Source organism: Faecousia intestinalis (assembly GCF_040096185.1).
In the GTDB taxonomy this organism is placed as follows: domain Bacteria; phylum Bacillota; class Clostridia; order Oscillospirales; family Oscillospiraceae; genus JAZOXB01.
In genome coordinates this window covers 17,103-33,290 of sequence record NZ_JBBMFF010000260.1, presented here as the reverse complement: position 1 = coordinate 33,290, position 16,188 = coordinate 17,103, and the positions used below count along the sequence as shown (strand labels likewise).

Genomic DNA, 16,188 nt, shown 5'->3' with positions numbered 1-16,188 from the left:
ATAAATACTGGGGTTTTCTTACTTGTCGTTCGGTAAGGACTTCATTGTCGGGAAGAGCAAAACATCGCGGATGGAGGCACTGTCGGTCAGGAGCATCACGAGGCGGTCGATGCCGAAGCCGAGGCCGCCTGTAGGCGGCATGCCGTACTCCAGTGCATTGATGAAGTCATAATCCACCTGCGCACGGCAATCCGGCTCAATGGACTTGCGCTCGGCGACCTGACGCTCGAAGCGGCCGCGCTGGTCGATCGGGTCGTTCAGCTCGGAGAAGGCGTTGCCGAACTCCGTGGCATTGATGAAGTACTCAAAGCGCTCCGTGAACGCGGGGTCATCCGGTTTGCGCTTGGCAAGCGGGCTGATCTCCACCGGATAATCATAGATAAACGTCGGCTGGATGAGCTTTTCTTCGACGAATGCATCGAAGAACTCCGCCAGAATGGCACCCTTCGTCGGGACCTCGGGCAGAGTGACATTGTGCGCCTTCGCGCTGGCGATGGCGTCCTCGTCCGTCTTCCAGTCGCGGAAGTCCACGCCGCTGTACTTCTTCACGGCGTCGATCATGGTCAGGCGCTCCCAGTGGCCCAGATCGATCTCGTGACCCTGATACGGCACGACGAGGCTGCCGCAGACATTCTGCGCGACCTGCTTCATCATGTCCTCGACAAGGTCCATCATGCCATGGAAATCCGTATAGGCCTGATAAAGCTCGATGGTGGTGAACTCGGGGTTGTGCTTCGGGTCCATGCCCTCATTACGGAAGATACGGCCGACCTCATACACGCGGTCCATGCCGCCGACAATGAGGCGCTTGAGGTACAGCTCCGTCTCGATGCGGAGGACCATATCCATATCCAGCGTGTTGTGGTGGGTATAGAACGGGCGCGCAGACGCGCCGATCTCAAACGGCGTCAGGATCGGGGTATCGACCTCGAGAAAGCCGCGCCCATCGAGGAAGCTGCGCAGCTCGCGCAGGATGAGGCTGCGCTTTACGAACGTATCCTTGACGTCAGGGTTCACGATGAGGTCTACATAGCGCTGGCGGTAGCGGGTCTCGAGATTCGTCAGGCCATGGAACTTATCGGGAAGGGGCAGCAGAGCCTTGGCAAGCAGGACGACCTCGTGCGCACGCACGGAGATCTCGCCGCGCTGCGTGCGGAACACATCGCCATGCACGCCGACGATATCACCGATGTCGAGCTTGCGGCAGCGCTCGAACGTCGCTTCGTCCATCTCGTCGATCTTCAGATAGATCTGGATCCGGCCGGCAGCGTCCTGCAGATCGCAGAACATGACCTTGCCCATGCCGCGCTTCGTCATCAGGCGGCCGCTGACGGAGACTTCCTTTCCCTCCATCTGCTCGAAGTTTTTCCTGATCTCGGCGCTGTTGCTGGTAAACTCAAACTTTGTCTGTGCGAAGGGATTCTGCCCCTCCTGCTGAAGCTGCGCGAGCTTTTCCCGGCGGATACGGACCTGATCGACCATGGAAAGCTCGGGCTGCTGGGTATTCTTAGCCACGGTATTCCTCCTGTGTTATCGTTCTACGGAAAGGATCTCAAAGCGGATCGTGCCGACCGGAGCTTCGACCTCGACGGTCTGGCCGATGTGCTTGCCAAGCATGGCGCGGCCGAACGGAGAGTCGTCCGAAATGCGAGACTCCATGGGGTTGGCCTCCTGCGAGCCGACGATAGCATACGTCGCCTCTTCCTCCAGATCAAGGTCGCGGACCTTCACGGTGCAGCCAAGCCCGACGACGCCGGCGCGCTCCTGCTCGGCGCTCTCATCGATCACGACAGCATGGGACAGGATGTTCTCGACCTCTGCGATGCGGCCATACAGCTTGGCCTGCTCATTTTTCGCTTCATCATATTCACTGTTCTCGGAAAGGTCGCCGAAGGAGCGGGCTTCCTTGATCTGCTCCGCGACTTCCTTCTCGCGCGTGGTTTTCAGATAATTGAGCTCTTCCTCGAGCTCCTTCAGACGTTCTCTGGTCAGCTTAAATTCTTTTGCCATTCCATGTTCCTCCCAAAATCAGGCAAAGCCCGTTCATTCGTTGTGATTATAGAGGATTGCCGCCGCACTTGTCAAGGGTTTCCTTGCGTCAGGGCCGCGATGGCCGCCTGCAGCTGCGCATCCTCGCTTTTTTCGAGCGCATTGGAGTAAATTTTTAGGTAGGTATCGTCATCGACCTCGACGGGGATATCCGGCGTGATGCCGACGCCCGCCAGCGTGACGCCGTGCGGGGTCTGATAATGGCCGGTCGAAACGGCGACAGCAGAGCCGTCGCTCAGGACGAAGGTCTGCTGATAATTTGCCTTGCCGACCGTCTGCGTGCCGACGACGGTGCCGACGCCGTATTCCTGCAGCGCCGCAGCAAAAAACTCGGCGGCAGAATAGGAATCTCCGTTCACGAGAACGGCCATCGGCAGCTCGACGCAGGACGCATCGGAATAATCGATATCCTCGTTGCCCTTATAGTCCACGGAGCGGAACAGTGGGCCCTCCGGCAGGAGATAATCCAGCAGCTCCACAAGCTCATCCTTGTGGCCACCCGGATTGAAGCGGACGTCAAACAGCAGAGACGTTGCGCCCTGCTCCCGCAGGGACTCGATGGCGGCAATGGACTTTTCGGCACAGCCGGAATCGAAATTGTTGATCTTCAGATAGCCGACATTTCCGTCCAGCAGCTCAGCCCGGACGACCTCCACCTCGATGGTCGCGCGCGTGACCGTGACGTCAAACGTCTCGCCGCCGCGCTGCACTGTGAGCGTCAGGCTCGTGCCCTCCTCGCCGCGGACGCGATTGCGGGCCTCCTCCATGCCGAGCTCCTTCATATTGGCGCCGTCTATGGCAAGGAGCATATCGCCGATCTGCAGCCCGGCTGCCTCGGCTGGGCCGCCCGGTGTGACGGAGGCAACGGTGAATCCGGCATCGTCCTCATTTTCCAGGCGAATGGTCACGCCAATGCCGACATAGGCGTTGGCATTCTGCTCCTGATAGGCCGCAAGCTCGTCGGCGCTGATGTAGTAGCTCCAGCGGTCGCCCGTCGCGGTCACGGCAGCGGACGCAAGCTGATCGCCGAGCTTCGAATGGTCCAGCCCGTCGACATAGCGTGCGTCGAGCAGGGCCACGACCTCCTGCACCTTGGCAAGATAGTCATCGCCCGACGTACTCTTCTGTCTGCTCTGCAGGAGCGTCATGCCCGCAAGCGTCAGTGCGAATACGACCACGGCCGTGGCCAGGCAGCAGACGACATAGGGCAGGAGTCTTTTCTTCTTTGGTTTTTGGGGTTCGGGACGGAGCTCCTCCGGTCCCATGGGGGTCTCGTTGGGTTCCATAGGTCCTCCTTTACGGCCGACACCCCGCCGAAGCGGGGTGAGAGTGTCGGAGAAATTGATTTAGGCTGATTCGCCGCCGGCAGGCGGCGAATTCTGCGAGGCTTTTTCACGCGGATCCCGCCGGAGCGGGGTCAGCATCCGATCTCAGCGGATGCTGACATAGTCCATCGGGTTGACGGTGGCACCGTTGTAGAACATCGTGAAATGCAGGTGCGGGCCGGTGGAGTAACCGGTCGAGCCGACATAGCCGATGAGGTCACCCTGATTGACATAGTCGCCGGACGAGACGGTATAGTGCGTCATGTGGCCATAGAGCGACGAGAAGCCGTCGCCGTGGTTGATCGTGACATAGTAGCCGTAGCCGGAAGAGAAGGTTGCGGTCGTGACCGTACCGCTCTTCGTGGCATAGACGGGCGTTCCCTGCGCAACGGCAAGGTCAACGCCGTTATGGAAGCGATAGCCGCCGTCGATCGGGTGATAACGGTAACCGTACGGGGATGTAATGACGACGCCGCTGCCTGCGGGAAGCGGGAAGAGGAAGCCGCCGGCGTTTGTGCCGCCATTGCCGCCGCCGTTGTTGCCGCCGTTGTTGCCACCGTTATTGCCGCCGCCATTGTTGTTATTGCCGCCGTTATTGTTGTTCTTGGCGGCTTCTTCCTCAGCACGCTTGGCATCGGTATATTCCTTTTCTTTTTCGGCAATCTGCTCCGTCAGATCCTCGAGCATGGCCTCATAGGTCTCGTTTGTCTCGCGCAGCAGGTCTGCATCGGAGACAAGCTCCTGCAGCAGCTCGTCGGAATCGGCGCGCTTGGCCGTGAGCGTCTCCTGCGCGCTGGCAAGCTCAGTCTTCTTCTCCTCGAGAGAGACCTTCTCCCCTGCCAGCTCCTCCTTGGCGGAGAGGACCTCCGTGGCGATCTGGCGCATGTTCTCGAGCATACGCTGGTCGCTCTGAGCAATCTCCTCGACCATGGAAACGCGGTTGAGCATTTCGGAGAACGTCTTTGCGCCGAAGATGATGGACCAGTACGACACGTCGCCCTGCTCCTGCATGGCGCGGATGCGCTGCTTATAGCGGTCGAGCAGGTCGTTCTGATCAGTCTGGAGCTGGTCGAGCTCCGCCTGCTTTTCGGCGATGAGCAGATTGTACTGACGGATCTGCTCGTTCAGATTCTCGACCTCCTGCCGCGTCAGCTCGATCTCCTGATCGATCTGCGCCTTCTGCTCCACGACATTGAGCGTCTGAGTGTTGTTTGCGGCGATCTGTGCCTCGAGCTCCTGCTTCTTCTGATCAAGCTCATCCTGCTTTGATTCCAGGCCGCTGATCTCCGTGCGGATATCCGCGGAATTGGCCGCGAAGACCGTAACAAGCAGACCTGTCAGGATCGCAGCGGCCAGCAGCAGCGCGATGACGGAGATGATGACTCTTCTGTACTTATACATAGTATACCCTCCTGTGCGCGTATTTCAGACCTTCAGGAATTTCCGGATGGACATCAGGCTGCCCACAACGCCGATCAGCAGACCCGTGACCACGCACACCAGCGCGACCGGCAGAGCGACCGTGCTGAACGAGACGACGTGGAGGAAGCTGAGCTGACCGGAGCTGGCAATGGCGCCGCGGATGGCCTCGTACAGGCCCCACTCGAGGAAGAACGAGCACACGGCGCCCAGCAGGCCGAGGATGAAGCCCTCGACCACAAACGGCAGACGGATAAAGCCGTTCGTGGCGCCGACCATGCGCATGATGGCGATCTCCTCGCGGCGGTCGAACATGGCAAGCTTGATCGTATTGGAAATAATAATGAGCGACACGATGAGCAGCACGGCAGCGATGCAGGCCGAAACAATGGACAGCACGTTGCGGATCGTGGACATGGCGTTGGCGACCGTCGGATCGGAATAGATGGTCGCAACGCCGGGCACCTGCTTCAGCGCGTCGATGGTCTCCTGCAGCTTGGAGTTGTCCTCCAGCGTGACGATGTACTGGTCGCGCATGGTCTCGGCGGTCACGCCGTCGTACATGACGGCGTCATATTCCTTGACGAACGTCTGCAGAGCCTCCTCGCGGGAGATGAAGCGGGCATCCGCGACATTGTCGATCAGATTGATACGGGAGCCGACGCTCTTGGCCTCGGCCTCGGTGTAGCTCTCGTCGATGCAGATGAGGACCTCGTTCTCCTTCTGCAGATCATCGACAATCAGGCCGATGTTATAGGTGATAAGGCCGAAGCTCGTGACGATCACGAGGCAGGCCACGGTGATGCAGACTGCGGCAAAGGACATAAAGCCATGCTTGAAGATCGCCTTCGTGCCCTCGCCGACGAGAAAGCTGAAATTATTGTGCTTCATAGCTGTAATACCCGTCCATTCCGTCGCTGACGACTCTGCCCTCGTCGATGGCGACTACGCGCTTGGTGAAGCGGTCCACCAGGCCCTTTTCGTGCGTAACGACCATGACCGTCGTGCCGAGCGCATTGATCTGCTCGAGCAGGAGCATGATCTCAAACGAACGCTGCGGGTCGAGGTTGCCGGTCGGCTCATCGGCGATGATCATCGTCGGATTGTTGATGAGCGCGCGGGCAATGGCCACACGCTGCTGCTCGCCGCCGGACAGCTCGTTCGGCAGACGGCGGCCCTTGTTCTCCAGCCCGACCAGCTCCAGCACATAGGGCACGCGCTTTTTGATCTCCTTCGGCGCTGCGCCGATGACGCGCATGGCGAACGCGACGTTCTCATAGACCGTCTTGTTCTCAATGAGGCGGAAGTCTTGGAAAATAACGCCGAGCGTGCGGCGCATATAGGGGATGGACGCGCGCTTGATGGACTCGAGCTGATAGCCGTTAACCAGCACCGAGCCGGACGTCGGTTTGAGCTCCGCCGTCAACAGCTTGATGATGGTAGACTTGCCGGAGCCGGACGGACCGACCAGAAACACGAACTCGCCGTCATCAATGTGCATATCGATGCCGTTGAGCGCGTGCGTGCCGGTCTCATATGTTTTTGTGACGTTTACCAAATCGATCATAAATCACACCAGTTTCTTACTCAACTATTATTAAATATTGAAATGTCCGTACCAACGGCGCTGCAGCCGTGCAGCGTTCTGCGGAAGATCAGATCATACGGTTGTCGCGGGAGGCCAGATACTTCTTGACCATGAGGGCGACCTTGAAGATGATGGCGTCGTCGAACTCGCGCAGGTCGAGGCCCGTGAGCTTCTTGATCTTCTCCAGACGGTAGACCAGCGTATTGCGGTGGACGAACAGCTTGCGGGAGGTCTCGGAGACGTTCAGGCTGTTCTCAAAGAACATGTTGATGGTGAACAACGTCTCCTGATCGAGCGACTCGATGGAATTCTTGCGGAAGACCTCGGAAAGGAAGATCTCGCACAGTGTGGTTGGCAGCTGATAGATCAGGCGGCCGATGCCAAGGTTTTCATAATTGATGACGGTCTTTTCGGTATCGAAGACCTTGCCGACCTCGATGGCGACCTGCGCCTCCTTATAGGAATCGGCCAGCTCGCGCAGATGCTCGGAGATCGTGCCGATGCCGATGGTCGTGCGCACGAACAGCTCGGACTTCAGGCGCTCCTCAATGGTGCGGCCGACGCGGGTCAGCTCCTCGCCCGTCGTGTCCGCCGGGACCTGACGCACGAGCGCGATATCCGTCTCGTTGACGTTGATGACAAAGTCCTGCTGCGTGTCGGGGTACATGCTCTGCAGCAGCTCCACGACGGCCACGTCCGAACGGCCGACCTGCCGGACGAGATAGACCGCGCGCGGCAGCTCCGTTGGGAAATGCAGCTCCTTCGCGCGGATATAGATGTCGCCCGGAAGGATGTTGTCCGTGATGATGTTCTTGACGAAGGTCCCTTTGTCGTGCTTTTCTTCATAATAGGCCTTTGCGGAATTCAGGGAGACCTGCGTCATGCGCACAAGCATCTCGGCCTGTGCGTCCGTTCCGAGCACAAAGGCAGAGTAGCCATAGGCAGGGTTCCAGCCCTTGAGCGCGTAGAACGTATACGGCTCCTCGCGCACGGGGTTCTCCAGCATGGCGGCCACCGCCGTGGCGGCATCCGGCCACTTTTCGCCGATGAGCGTGGTATCGCTGCAGGAGATGACATTCCCTTCTGCATCGATCACACCGATGGTGGTCTGTGCGGCTTCGCTGAGCTGGAGCAGTACGCCCTGAAACATACGACTTGACATAAGCCGTCCTCCTTACGCCAAAGACAAAGTGTCGATATTCGGCAAAATTATGCTAGTATCATACTATTTTTTTCGGCAGAATGCAATAGGTTTTCGGCATTTTATTTCAAATCATAGGTACTTTTTTATGGAAGTTTCCGACTTTTTCGTTAAATTATCCAGTTTTTCAGAGCATATTTCTAATTTTTTGTACAAGTTTTTCCAGATAGGCTTCGTCAAAATCCACAGTTTCCAAAAGTCGAATTTCGCCGCATGTCAGCTCGCGTGTCATTCCCATTGGGAGCGCTCCAAGCTCGAGTCCGCCCTCGGCAATTCGACGAAGCGCCGTGACCGGCATGCCGCGGCTGGCCAGCATCCGGCGCACCTGATGGTACTTTCCCTCGCACACGGCCACAAGGCTGCGGCCGGGGCCGAGCGGGCGGAGATAAGCCGGGCGGCAGACCGTTCCGTCGCGCAGCGTGAGCCCGGCGCGGAAGGCGGCGCAGTCCGCCTCCCCGGCCTCGCCCTCGTGGACGGCATCATAAATTTTCCAGACCGCATGGCGGGGCGAGATGAGCCGGTGCGCCAGCTGTCCGTCGTCCGTCAGAAGCAGCAGGCCGGACGTATCCTTGTCCAGCCGCCCGACGGGTGCAAGGCCGCGGTACTGCGGCGGCAGCAGCTCCATCACGGTGCGGTCGCGGGGATCGTCCGTCGAGGTCACATAGCCCGTCGGCTTATGCAGCAGCAGAACGACCGGCCCGCGCGGGCCGACCGCCTCGCCGTCGAGCGTGACCCGGTCCGATGTTTCGTCGATCTTCTGCTCCGGGGCCGAAGCGGGAACGTCATTGACGCGCACCCGCCCGGCGCGGATGATGGCCCGCAGCTCGCGGCGCGAGGCCACACCGGCCTCCGATAAAAACCTGTCCAGACGCTGCATCCGTCTGCCTCCTTCCGGCATAACCGTCCCCTGTGGGACATACATTGGAGTGACCATAAAAACCTGTTTAAGGGGGAGCTACATCATGTTTGTCATGACTGCAAAGCTGTCAAAGCCGCGGCTGATCGCCGCAGGCGTCCTGATCCTGGCCGTTGTGATCCTGGTCGTTGCGCTCGTCTCCGGCGGCGGAGGCGGATCGGCGGACGCGCCCGACGGAGCGACGAACGACGCGCGCCTTGCCTATCTCGCGGGCTTCGGCTGGAGCGTGAACGGTACGCCGAAGCAGACGCAGCAGGTCCGCATTCCCAAGTCGGCCGACGACCGCGTCTTCTCGCGCTACAACGCGCTGCAGAAAAGTCAGGGCTTCGATCTCACGGCGCACGCGGGCAAGGAGGCCACGCGCTATGTCTATGAGATCCTGAATTACCCGGACGCCTCCGCGCCGGTCTACGCCAGCGTGCTCGTGCTCGACGGGCACATCATCGGCGGAGACATCACGGACACTGCGCCCGGCGGCGCCATCCACGGCTTCTGCAAGCCCGGCACCACGGCACCGAACGCCGAGCCGTCCGAGGCAACGGAGGCCGGAACGGAGACCGAGGCCGGAACGGAAGAACCGACGGAGCCCTCCGCCGAGCCTTCAACCACATCCTAAAAAACACTTGCATTTTCGCTTCGTCGTGCTATAATGACAGCAGCCAATCGAATACGACTCTTCAGGGCAGGGTGAAATTCCCGACCGGCGGTAAAGTCCGCGAGCGCGCTGCGCATGATCCGGTGAGATTCCGGGACCGACAGTACAGTCTGGATGAAAGAAGAATCGGCTGGCGCACCTGTCCGTGTTTCCTGCCGTTTACCCGAGGGATCGTATCCTTCGGGTGTATTTTTTTCTCAGGAGGCAACCATGAAACACGAAAAAATGAAAAAACTGACCGTTCTGGCCATGCTGAGCGCCATTGCCTATGTCGCAGTCGCGCTGCTGCGCTTCCCGGTCGTCCTGTTCCTCAGCTATGAGCCGAAGGACGTCGTCATCGCCATCGGCGGCTTCCTCTACGGGCCGCTGGCCGCACTGGGCATCTCGCTTGTCGTCTCGTTCATCGAGATGCTGACCATCAGCTCCACGGGCTGGATCGGCTTTGTGATGAACTTCCTCAGCTCCGCCGCCTTTGCGGGCACGGCCGCCCTGCTCTACCGCAAAAAGCGCACGCAGGGCAGCGCCATTGCGGGCCTGTTCGGCGGCGCGCTGCTTATGACCGTGCTCATGCTGCTGTGGAATTATATCATCACGCCGCTGTACATGCACACGGCCCGCGCCGACGTCGCCGCGATGCTCGTGCCGGTGTTCCTGCCGTTCAACCTGCTCAAGGGCTGCCTGAACGCCACGATCACCGTGCTGCTCTACAAGCCCGTCGTGCAGGGACTGCGCCATGCGCACCTGCTGCCGCCGAGCAAAACGCCCGGCCGCATGCCGGTCAAGCGCCGTCTGGCCGTGTGGCTCGGCGCGCTGGCCGTTCTGGCCGTGTGCATCGTGCTCATTCTGATCCTGCACGGAACGATCTGAGTCTCAGAGGCGCAGCAGATCGGTAAAATGATCGATGCGCTTATCCCAGTGCGCGGGCTTGCCGAAGCCGTAGGCCGCCCACACGAACGGCAGGCCCGCCTGCTCGGACGCTTCCATGTCGCCCTGCGTGTCGCCGACGTAGACCGCGTCGCGGACATTGCAGCGCTCACACAGCAGGCGCAGCGTCTGCCCCTTCGGCAGGCCCGTGTTCCCGAAGCAGTCGAAGTCGCTGATCAGGCCGCCGAGGCCGCCCTTTTCCATCAGCAGCTCGATATAGCCCTGCTGGCAGTTGCTGACGATGAACAGGCGGTGCGTTTTGTGCAGCTCCGTGAGCGTTTCCTTGGCGCCGGGGTAGAAAATATGGCACGGATCGCGGCGCAGGCGCGCCATCTCGCCGTCCATGCAGCGGTCCATGACCTCCATGGCCTGCTCCTGCGGGACGCCGGGCACCACGACCTGTGCGATCTCCGTCATGGTCTTGCCGAACAGCGGACGGATGCTCTGCTCCGTGCAGTGCGGCGCAAAGCCCATGCTCTGCAGGCCGTCGTTCCAGCCCTCGGCTACGAGGGCCACGGCATCCCAGAGCGTGCCGTCGACATCAAAAATCAAGCTTTCCATTGCTGATACTCCCTATTGTGACGTTTTCTCCTATTGTACCGATTTTCGGTGCTCCCGTCAACCCATAGATAAAGCCCGGTGCGAAGCAGCGTTCTGTTCCGCACCGGGCCGTTTTTTATGCGTTGCTCTGCTCCGTTTTTTCGGGCAGCAGGTTCGTCATGCTGCGCAGGCTGATGCCGAGCGTCGACATGTTGTGCAGCAGGGCGGAAAGCGTCGGCTGGATGACGCCCGTCACGCCCAAGATAATGAGCATGAGGTTGAAGCTGACGATGAACCGGTAATTCCGGTCGATGCGTCCCATAAGGGCCTCGCTCAGGCGGCGCAGCGTTACAAGCTCGAACAGGTCCTGCGACGAGATCGTGATATCGGCGATCTCGCGGGCAATGGCCGCACCCGTGTTGATGGCGATGCCGGCATCCGCCTCGGACAGGGCCGGGGTGTCGTTCACGCCGTCGCCGATCATGATGACCGTGTGGCCCTCGGCGCGGCGGGCGCGGATGTAGGCCGCCTTGTCCTCCGGCAGGACTCCCGCGTGGTATTCGTCCACGCCGACGGCGCGCGCCACGGCGGCAGCCGTCTTTTCATTGTCGCCCGTCATCATGACGATGTGCGCGATCCCCTGCTCATGCAGAGCGCGGACGGCATCCGCCGCCTCGGCCCGGAGCGGGTCGGAGATGCACACAACGGCGGCGAGTTCGCCGGAAATGGCCAGATACAGATGGGAGTAGGCATCGGAAAGACCGTCGAATTTTGCCTCGTCGCCCTCCGGCACCCGGCATCCCTCATCCTCAAACACGAAGTGATAGCTGCCGATGATGACCTTCTTGCCCTCGACGGTGCTCGAGATGCCGTGCGCCACGACATACTCCACGCTGGAGTGATATTCCTCGTGGTTCAGGCCGCGCACGCGCGCCTCCTCTACGACGGCATTGGCCAGCGAGTGCGGATAGTGCTCCTCGAGGCAGGCAGCCAGACGCAGCATATCGTCCTCGCGGCGGCCGCCGAACGTAACGACCTCCGCCACGCGCGGCTGCGCATAGGTCAGCGTGCCCGTCTTATCGAACACGATCGTATCCGCTTTGGCAACGGCTTCGAGGAAGCGCCCGCCCTTGACGGACATGTGCCGGGCGTTGCTCTCGCGCATGGCAGACAGCACGGCGATCGGCATGGCAAGCTTCAGTGCGCAGGAGAAGTCCACCATCAGAACGGCAAGCGTCTTGGTGATATTCCGGGTAAACAGCCACACGAGGGCCGTTCCGCCGAGCGTATAGGGCACGAGCCGGTCCGCCAGACGGGAGGCGCGGTCCTCCGCCGTGGATTTCAGCTTTTCGGACTCCTCGATCATGCGGACGATGCGGTCATAGCGGCCGCCGCCCATGGTCTTTTCGACCGTGATGAGGCACTCGCCCTCCTCCACGACCGTTCCGGCATAGGCATAGCTGCCCGGCGTCTTGCGCACGGGGAGCGACTCGCCCGTCATGGACGACTGGTTCACCATGGCCTCGCCGCCGGTCACGCGGCCGTCGAGCGGGATCATGTTGCCGGTACGGACGACGACGCAGTCGCCCGCGTGGATGTCCTTCACGGAGACAAGCAGCTCCTGCCCGTCTGCGTCGCGCACCCACGCGCGGTCGACGTTCAGCGCCATGGCCCCCGCCAGATCGGCGATGGACTTTTTGTGCGTCCAGTCCTCCAGCAGCTCGCCGAGGCCGAGCATGAACATCACGGAGCCTGCCGTATCGAAGTCGCGGCGGACCAGTGAGACCGTCACGGCCGTTGCATCGAGCACGGAGACAGAAAGCTTCCCGTGCAGCAGGGCGGAGAGACCGGCCTTGAGATAGCGCACGGAGCGCACGATGGCGATGCCCGCCCGCACATAGGCAGGCAGGAACAGCTTGCAGGCATAGTGGAGTGCCGTTTTCCAGACGAGTTTGTCCTCAAATTCGCGGTTCAGCGCACGGCCGGTGTGCTCCGGGACAAGCCCGGCCTCCTCAGCCGCCGCGAATGAAAACGAGGAAAGCGCCGCAAGCACAGCGCTGCGCGCCTCGCAATATTCAATGACAGCGTCCTGCGTGCGGTCATAGACCTTGACCGACGCCACGCCGTCCACGGCGCGCATGGAATACTCCAGCAGGTCTGCCTGCCGGAGCGTCATCCGCCCGATGCACAGATGCACACGCAGGCGGCCCTTGGTTTCATGTAAAATTCTGCACTTCATAGGATTCTCCTGCCCGCAGCCGGGAAGGGTTTTCCTCCCCGGCTGCACATGATTCAGGCCTCGGCAGGCTCTGCAGCGGGCTCCTCCGCAGTATCGGCGATCTCCTCGCAGGCAGCGGCGGCACGCTCTTCATTGATGGCCTTCGCATCTGCCAGAATGTCCCCGCAGTTTTCACGGAGCGTCGTAACCGTCGTCATCACGTCTTCCTTCGCACGGAGCACGGCAGCCGTCGCGTGGGTATAGACCTTTTTCGCGTCACGGCTGCTGAGGATCCGGATCCCAGCCGTTCCGAACAGAACGCCGCCTGCAAACAGGCCAAGCTTTGCTGCAATACGCATATTGATTTCCTCCAGTTTTCGTAACTTCAGAAAAAGTAAGGTTTGGCTAACATTTGACCGCACTCGCTTTTCCCGTGCCCGTATGATACACCGCAGGGCCATAAATGTCAATGCTTTCCCGCCCCACTTTTCGAGAAAAATCCGCAATTCTTGACAAACGCAGGCCGCCCGTTATAATGAAAGCAGAAAAAGGAGGAGACCGCATGAAACGCTTATTTACCCGCCGGACCGCCGGGACGGATGCAAAAGTTGACCGGCTCGTCATGGAATACGCCCGCCGCAGTGCGGCCTCTCCCCTGCTGCAGCATACGGAGCGGCTCGTGCTTGACCGGAGCGAGGGCATCGCACACCTCAGCTCCGTCGGCAAGCACACCGCCGAGCGCCGCTGCTCGCTCCCGTCCGCGGCGGCCCGCCTGCTCGACACGCTCCCGCAGGGACTGCTATCGCCGCCTCTTGCCTCCGGGACGGACGATGCCGCGGCGCGCTATGCGCTCACGCTGCGCTGGTCGGACGGCGCGTCGCAGCGCATTACCGGCCGCTATGACTGCACGGGCCTTCCGGACGGCTGGGCAGAGCTTGCCGCCGAGGCAGATACCCTGCTGCGCTTCTATACGGAGGGCGAGCTGTTCGACCCGTCGCGCGCAGCCGCCGCGCCGGGGCCGCTGTTTTACTGCGCCGTGGAATTCGAGCCGCACGGCACATGCTACTCCTACCGCTCCGAAGACCGGACGCTGGAGGCCGGTGAGCTTGTGGTCGTTCCGGCCGGGCCGGATGCGCACGAGCTGCTGGGCAGGATCGTCGCGGTGCAGGCCTGCACGGCCGAGGACGCACCCTACCCGCCCGCGCAGACAAAACCGATTCTCCGCCGCGCCACCCCGCAGGATATTCTGGAGCTTGGCGAATTCGTGTAAGGATAAAACAGGACCCGATGTGGCTTTCCGGTGCCGCATCGGGTCCTGTTATTACTTACGATTTTTTCGCCGGGACGGTCCAGTCCGGCGTCTGACTGAGGATCCTGAGCGTATCCGTGGCGGAGACCTGTGCAACAGACAGAATCTTGCCAGGACTGAGCGGCGTATCCGCCGCTGCCAGCGTTTGCTCGTCGATATACTCCGTCGGCACCTGCTCGCCGTCGACCAGAATGACGCTGTACGGCGTGAAGTTCGTGCCGTGGACGGTCAGGCCGGCGTCGCTGCTGCTCACGCCGGTGAGCATGATCTTGTCGACACCAAACTGCAGCTCCATCGGCTGCACCGCCATCTCCCCGCCCGTTGCATAGTGCTTGCCATATAGCATGTCATACTCCAGCATGCACAGGCCGTTCTGGAAGGTCTCGCTGCCGGTCTCATCGTAGCCGTGGCTCTGATGATAGCGCAGGATCGTGCCGTCGTGGACGCCGAAGCGGTCGAGCACCATGGCGGCCAGCTGATAGGCCTGCACGTCGCGGTCGACCTTTTTGGCGTGGAAATTCGTCCAGATGACATATTCCGTAGACTGCACGGTGCCGCAGCTCAGCTCGTCCTGCGTGATGCCGAAGCTCGGCAGATGATCGCCGTAGAATACGACGACCGTCGGCTCGCTGAACGTGGAGAGCCGGCGCACAAGGCGCGCGACAAAGGCATCCGTCTGCTTGAGCTGGTAGAGGTAATACTCCAGCCCGGCGCGGCGGGATTCGGCCTCCTCCCCCGTGACCCTGATGGTTCGCGCGCCTTCCAGCGGCGCCGTGGGATACTTGCCGTGGGGCTGCACGGAGACCGTGAAAACAAGATCGCGGTCCTCGGTGGAGCGCAGCGCCTTCAAAATTTCCTCCGTCAGAACGAAATCCTTTGCCCAGCCGAGCGGATTCCGCTCGACGTCGTGCATGTATTCCAGCGACGTGAACGTCTCGAAGCCGAAATTGGCATAGACGCGGTCGCGGCTGTAGAATGTGGCGTTATTATTATGGATGGCGTGGGTGGAATAGCCCGCGCTCTGCAGCGCATAGGCCATGGATTCGCAGGTCCGGTTCTTGACGACGGTCTTGTAGGGATACTCCCCGACGCCGAAATGGTCGAGATTCATGCCGGAGAGGACCTCGAACTCGGTGTTCGCCGTGCCCGCGCCGATGGACGGCACATAGAACAGGCCGCTGGAGCACGTCTCCTTCAGCCGCTCAAAATTTGGGACCGGATTTTCGCCGTATGTCAGGTCCTTCAGATAATTCGCGTCAAAGAATGACTCGAGCTGCACAAAGATGAAATTCGGCGTGCGCACCCGGTCGTCAGGCAGGTCGTCCTGCTCGCTGAGGAGCACGTCGATCGCTTCCTGCGAATAGCCGTCCGGCTCGCTGATGCCCTGCGTCACCGCACTGGCGGAGAAGCAGTAGGCAAAGCCGTTGGAGTCGTAGGCATCCGGCAGATTGGGGAAATGCGAGGCCAGCGTCCCGCTGCGGAGGAAGGCGACCGTAAAGCCCGCGAGGATCACGCCGCAGAGCAGGACCTGCACGGCAGCGAAATAATAGGACGGGCGCGTCTTCTTCGCGCGCAGCCACAGGAGGACGATCACGCCGATGAGGGCCGCGATGCCCAGCATCAGGAGGATCAGCACCGGCTGGCTCATATAGATCTCGATGATGTCCCGCACGGACGACAGCAGCCAGATATCCGGCGCCGTCAGCGGCGTGGCGCGGAAGCCGAGCAGGATGCAGTTGGCAAGGCCAAGCCCGATCCAAACAGCGGCGAACAGCAGGAAGCAGAAGCTGCGCTTGCGGAACAGCAGTGAGAGAGACAGCGTGAATAAAATAATGAGAGAGTCATAAAAAAACTGCCACGGTCGCGTCACCATATAGTGCAGGCCATCGCCAAGGGACCTGCGCGACAGGCATTCAAGCGCCAAATTGATGACGAACGCAGCAAGGATATAGCCCAAAAAACGGAGAATATTTTCACGGTTCCATTCCTTTCCAACTCGGCGGAGCGAAAAGGGACGCTTCATTTTCATCACCCCAGAAGTCAT

The 16,188-nt window shown here is 60.7% G+C and carries 15 protein-coding genes and 1 riboswitch; of the genes, 3 read left to right on the top strand and 12 right to left on the bottom strand.

Annotated elements, in window-relative coordinates; all coding sequences use genetic code 11:
• Positions 1–18: 18 nt before the first annotated feature.
• From lysS to WMO66_RS12840, 8 genes are all read right to left on the bottom strand, one after another.
• Entirely contained in the window at positions 19–1,482 is a 1,464-nt protein-coding gene (gene lysS, locus WMO66_RS12875) for a lysine--tRNA ligase (RefSeq protein WP_349136837.1), read from the bottom strand.
• 48 nt (positions 1,483–1,530) lie between these two features.
• Positions 1,531–2,010 carry a transcription elongation factor GreA gene (gene greA, locus WMO66_RS12870; protein ID WP_349136828.1) on the bottom strand — a complete coding sequence of 160 codons (480 nt, stop codon included), beginning with the start codon at positions 2,008–2,010 and terminating at the stop codon, positions 1,531–1,533.
• Positions 2,011–2,081: 71 nt separating this feature from the next.
• A complete protein-coding gene (locus WMO66_RS12865; protein WP_349136827.1) occupies positions 2,082–3,335 on the bottom strand; it encodes a S41 family peptidase in 1,254 nt (417 codons plus the stop codon).
• A gap of 144 nt (positions 3,336–3,479) precedes the next feature.
• Positions 3,480–4,775, bottom strand: coding sequence for a murein hydrolase activator EnvC family protein (locus tag WMO66_RS12860; protein WP_349136826.1), 1,296 nt, complete (start codon positions 4,773–4,775; stop codon positions 3,480–3,482).
• A 24-nt stretch (positions 4,776–4,799) separates the two neighbouring features.
• Positions 4,800–5,684 (bottom strand): permease-like cell division protein FtsX, encoded by an 885-nt coding sequence (ftsX, locus tag WMO66_RS12855; protein WP_349136825.1) that lies wholly within the window; start codon positions 5,682–5,684, stop codon positions 4,800–4,802.
• The gene (gene ftsE, locus WMO66_RS12850; RefSeq protein ID WP_349136824.1) at positions 5,671–6,360 is read right to left on the bottom strand and encodes a cell division ATP-binding protein FtsE; all 690 of its coding nucleotides are present in this window, start codon (positions 6,358–6,360) and stop codon (positions 5,671–5,673) included. The genes ftsX and ftsE overlap by 14 nt, the downstream gene beginning before the upstream one ends.
• Positions 6,361–6,448: 88 nt before the next feature.
• Complete coding sequence (locus WMO66_RS12845; protein ID WP_349136823.1) at positions 6,449–7,543, bottom strand: PucR family transcriptional regulator; 1,095 nt, start codon at positions 7,541–7,543, stop codon at positions 6,449–6,451.
• A gap of 166 nt (positions 7,544–7,709) precedes the next feature.
• Positions 7,710–8,459: a pseudouridine synthase gene (locus tag WMO66_RS12840; protein ID WP_349136822.1), complete on the bottom strand. Its 750-nt coding sequence runs from the start codon at positions 8,457–8,459 to the stop codon at positions 7,710–7,712.
• A gap of 85 nt (positions 8,460–8,544) precedes the next feature.
• Between WMO66_RS12840 and WMO66_RS12835 the strand changes: the two genes are divergently transcribed.
• Positions 8,545–9,114 (top strand): DUF4830 domain-containing protein, encoded by a 570-nt coding sequence (locus WMO66_RS12835; protein ID WP_349136821.1) that lies wholly within the window; start codon positions 8,545–8,547, stop codon positions 9,112–9,114.
• A 53-nt stretch (positions 9,115–9,167) separates the two neighbouring features.
• Positions 9,168–9,283, top strand: a riboswitch (FMN riboswitch).
• An 80-nt stretch (positions 9,284–9,363) separates the two neighbouring features.
• The gene (locus WMO66_RS12830; RefSeq protein ID WP_349136820.1) at positions 9,364–10,020 is read left to right on the top strand and encodes an ECF transporter S component; all 657 of its coding nucleotides are present in this window, start codon (positions 9,364–9,366) and stop codon (positions 10,018–10,020) included.
• A gap of 3 nt (positions 10,021–10,023) precedes the next feature.
• Here the strand turns inward: WMO66_RS12830 and WMO66_RS12825 are convergent, their stop codons facing one another.
• From WMO66_RS12825 to WMO66_RS12815, 3 genes are all read right to left on the bottom strand, one after another.
• Positions 10,024–10,638 (bottom strand): HAD family hydrolase, encoded by a 615-nt coding sequence (locus WMO66_RS12825; protein ID WP_349136819.1) that lies wholly within the window; start codon positions 10,636–10,638, stop codon positions 10,024–10,026.
• 115 nt (positions 10,639–10,753) lie between these two features.
• On the bottom strand, positions 10,754–12,856 hold the full coding sequence (locus WMO66_RS12820; RefSeq protein WP_349136818.1) for a heavy metal translocating P-type ATPase: 2,103 nt from the start codon (positions 12,854–12,856) through the stop codon (positions 10,754–10,756).
• Between the two features lie 53 nt (positions 12,857–12,909).
• Positions 12,910–13,194, bottom strand: coding sequence for a DUF6110 family protein (locus WMO66_RS12815; protein WP_349136817.1), 285 nt, complete (start codon positions 13,192–13,194; stop codon positions 12,910–12,912).
• A 203-nt stretch (positions 13,195–13,397) separates the two neighbouring features.
• Here WMO66_RS12815 and WMO66_RS12810 point away from each other — a divergent pair, with 203 nt between their 5' ends.
• Positions 13,398–14,105, top strand: a complete 708-nt coding sequence (locus WMO66_RS12810) for a hypothetical protein (protein WP_349136816.1) — start codon at positions 13,398–13,400, stop codon at positions 14,103–14,105.
• Positions 14,106–14,160: 55 nt separating this feature from the next.
• On the opposite strand, the gene WMO66_RS12805 is transcribed toward WMO66_RS12810, so the two are convergent.
• Positions 14,161–16,167 (bottom strand): LTA synthase family protein, encoded by a 2,007-nt coding sequence (locus WMO66_RS12805; protein ID WP_349136815.1) that lies wholly within the window; start codon positions 16,165–16,167, stop codon positions 14,161–14,163.
• Positions 16,168–16,188: the final 21 nt, after the last annotated feature.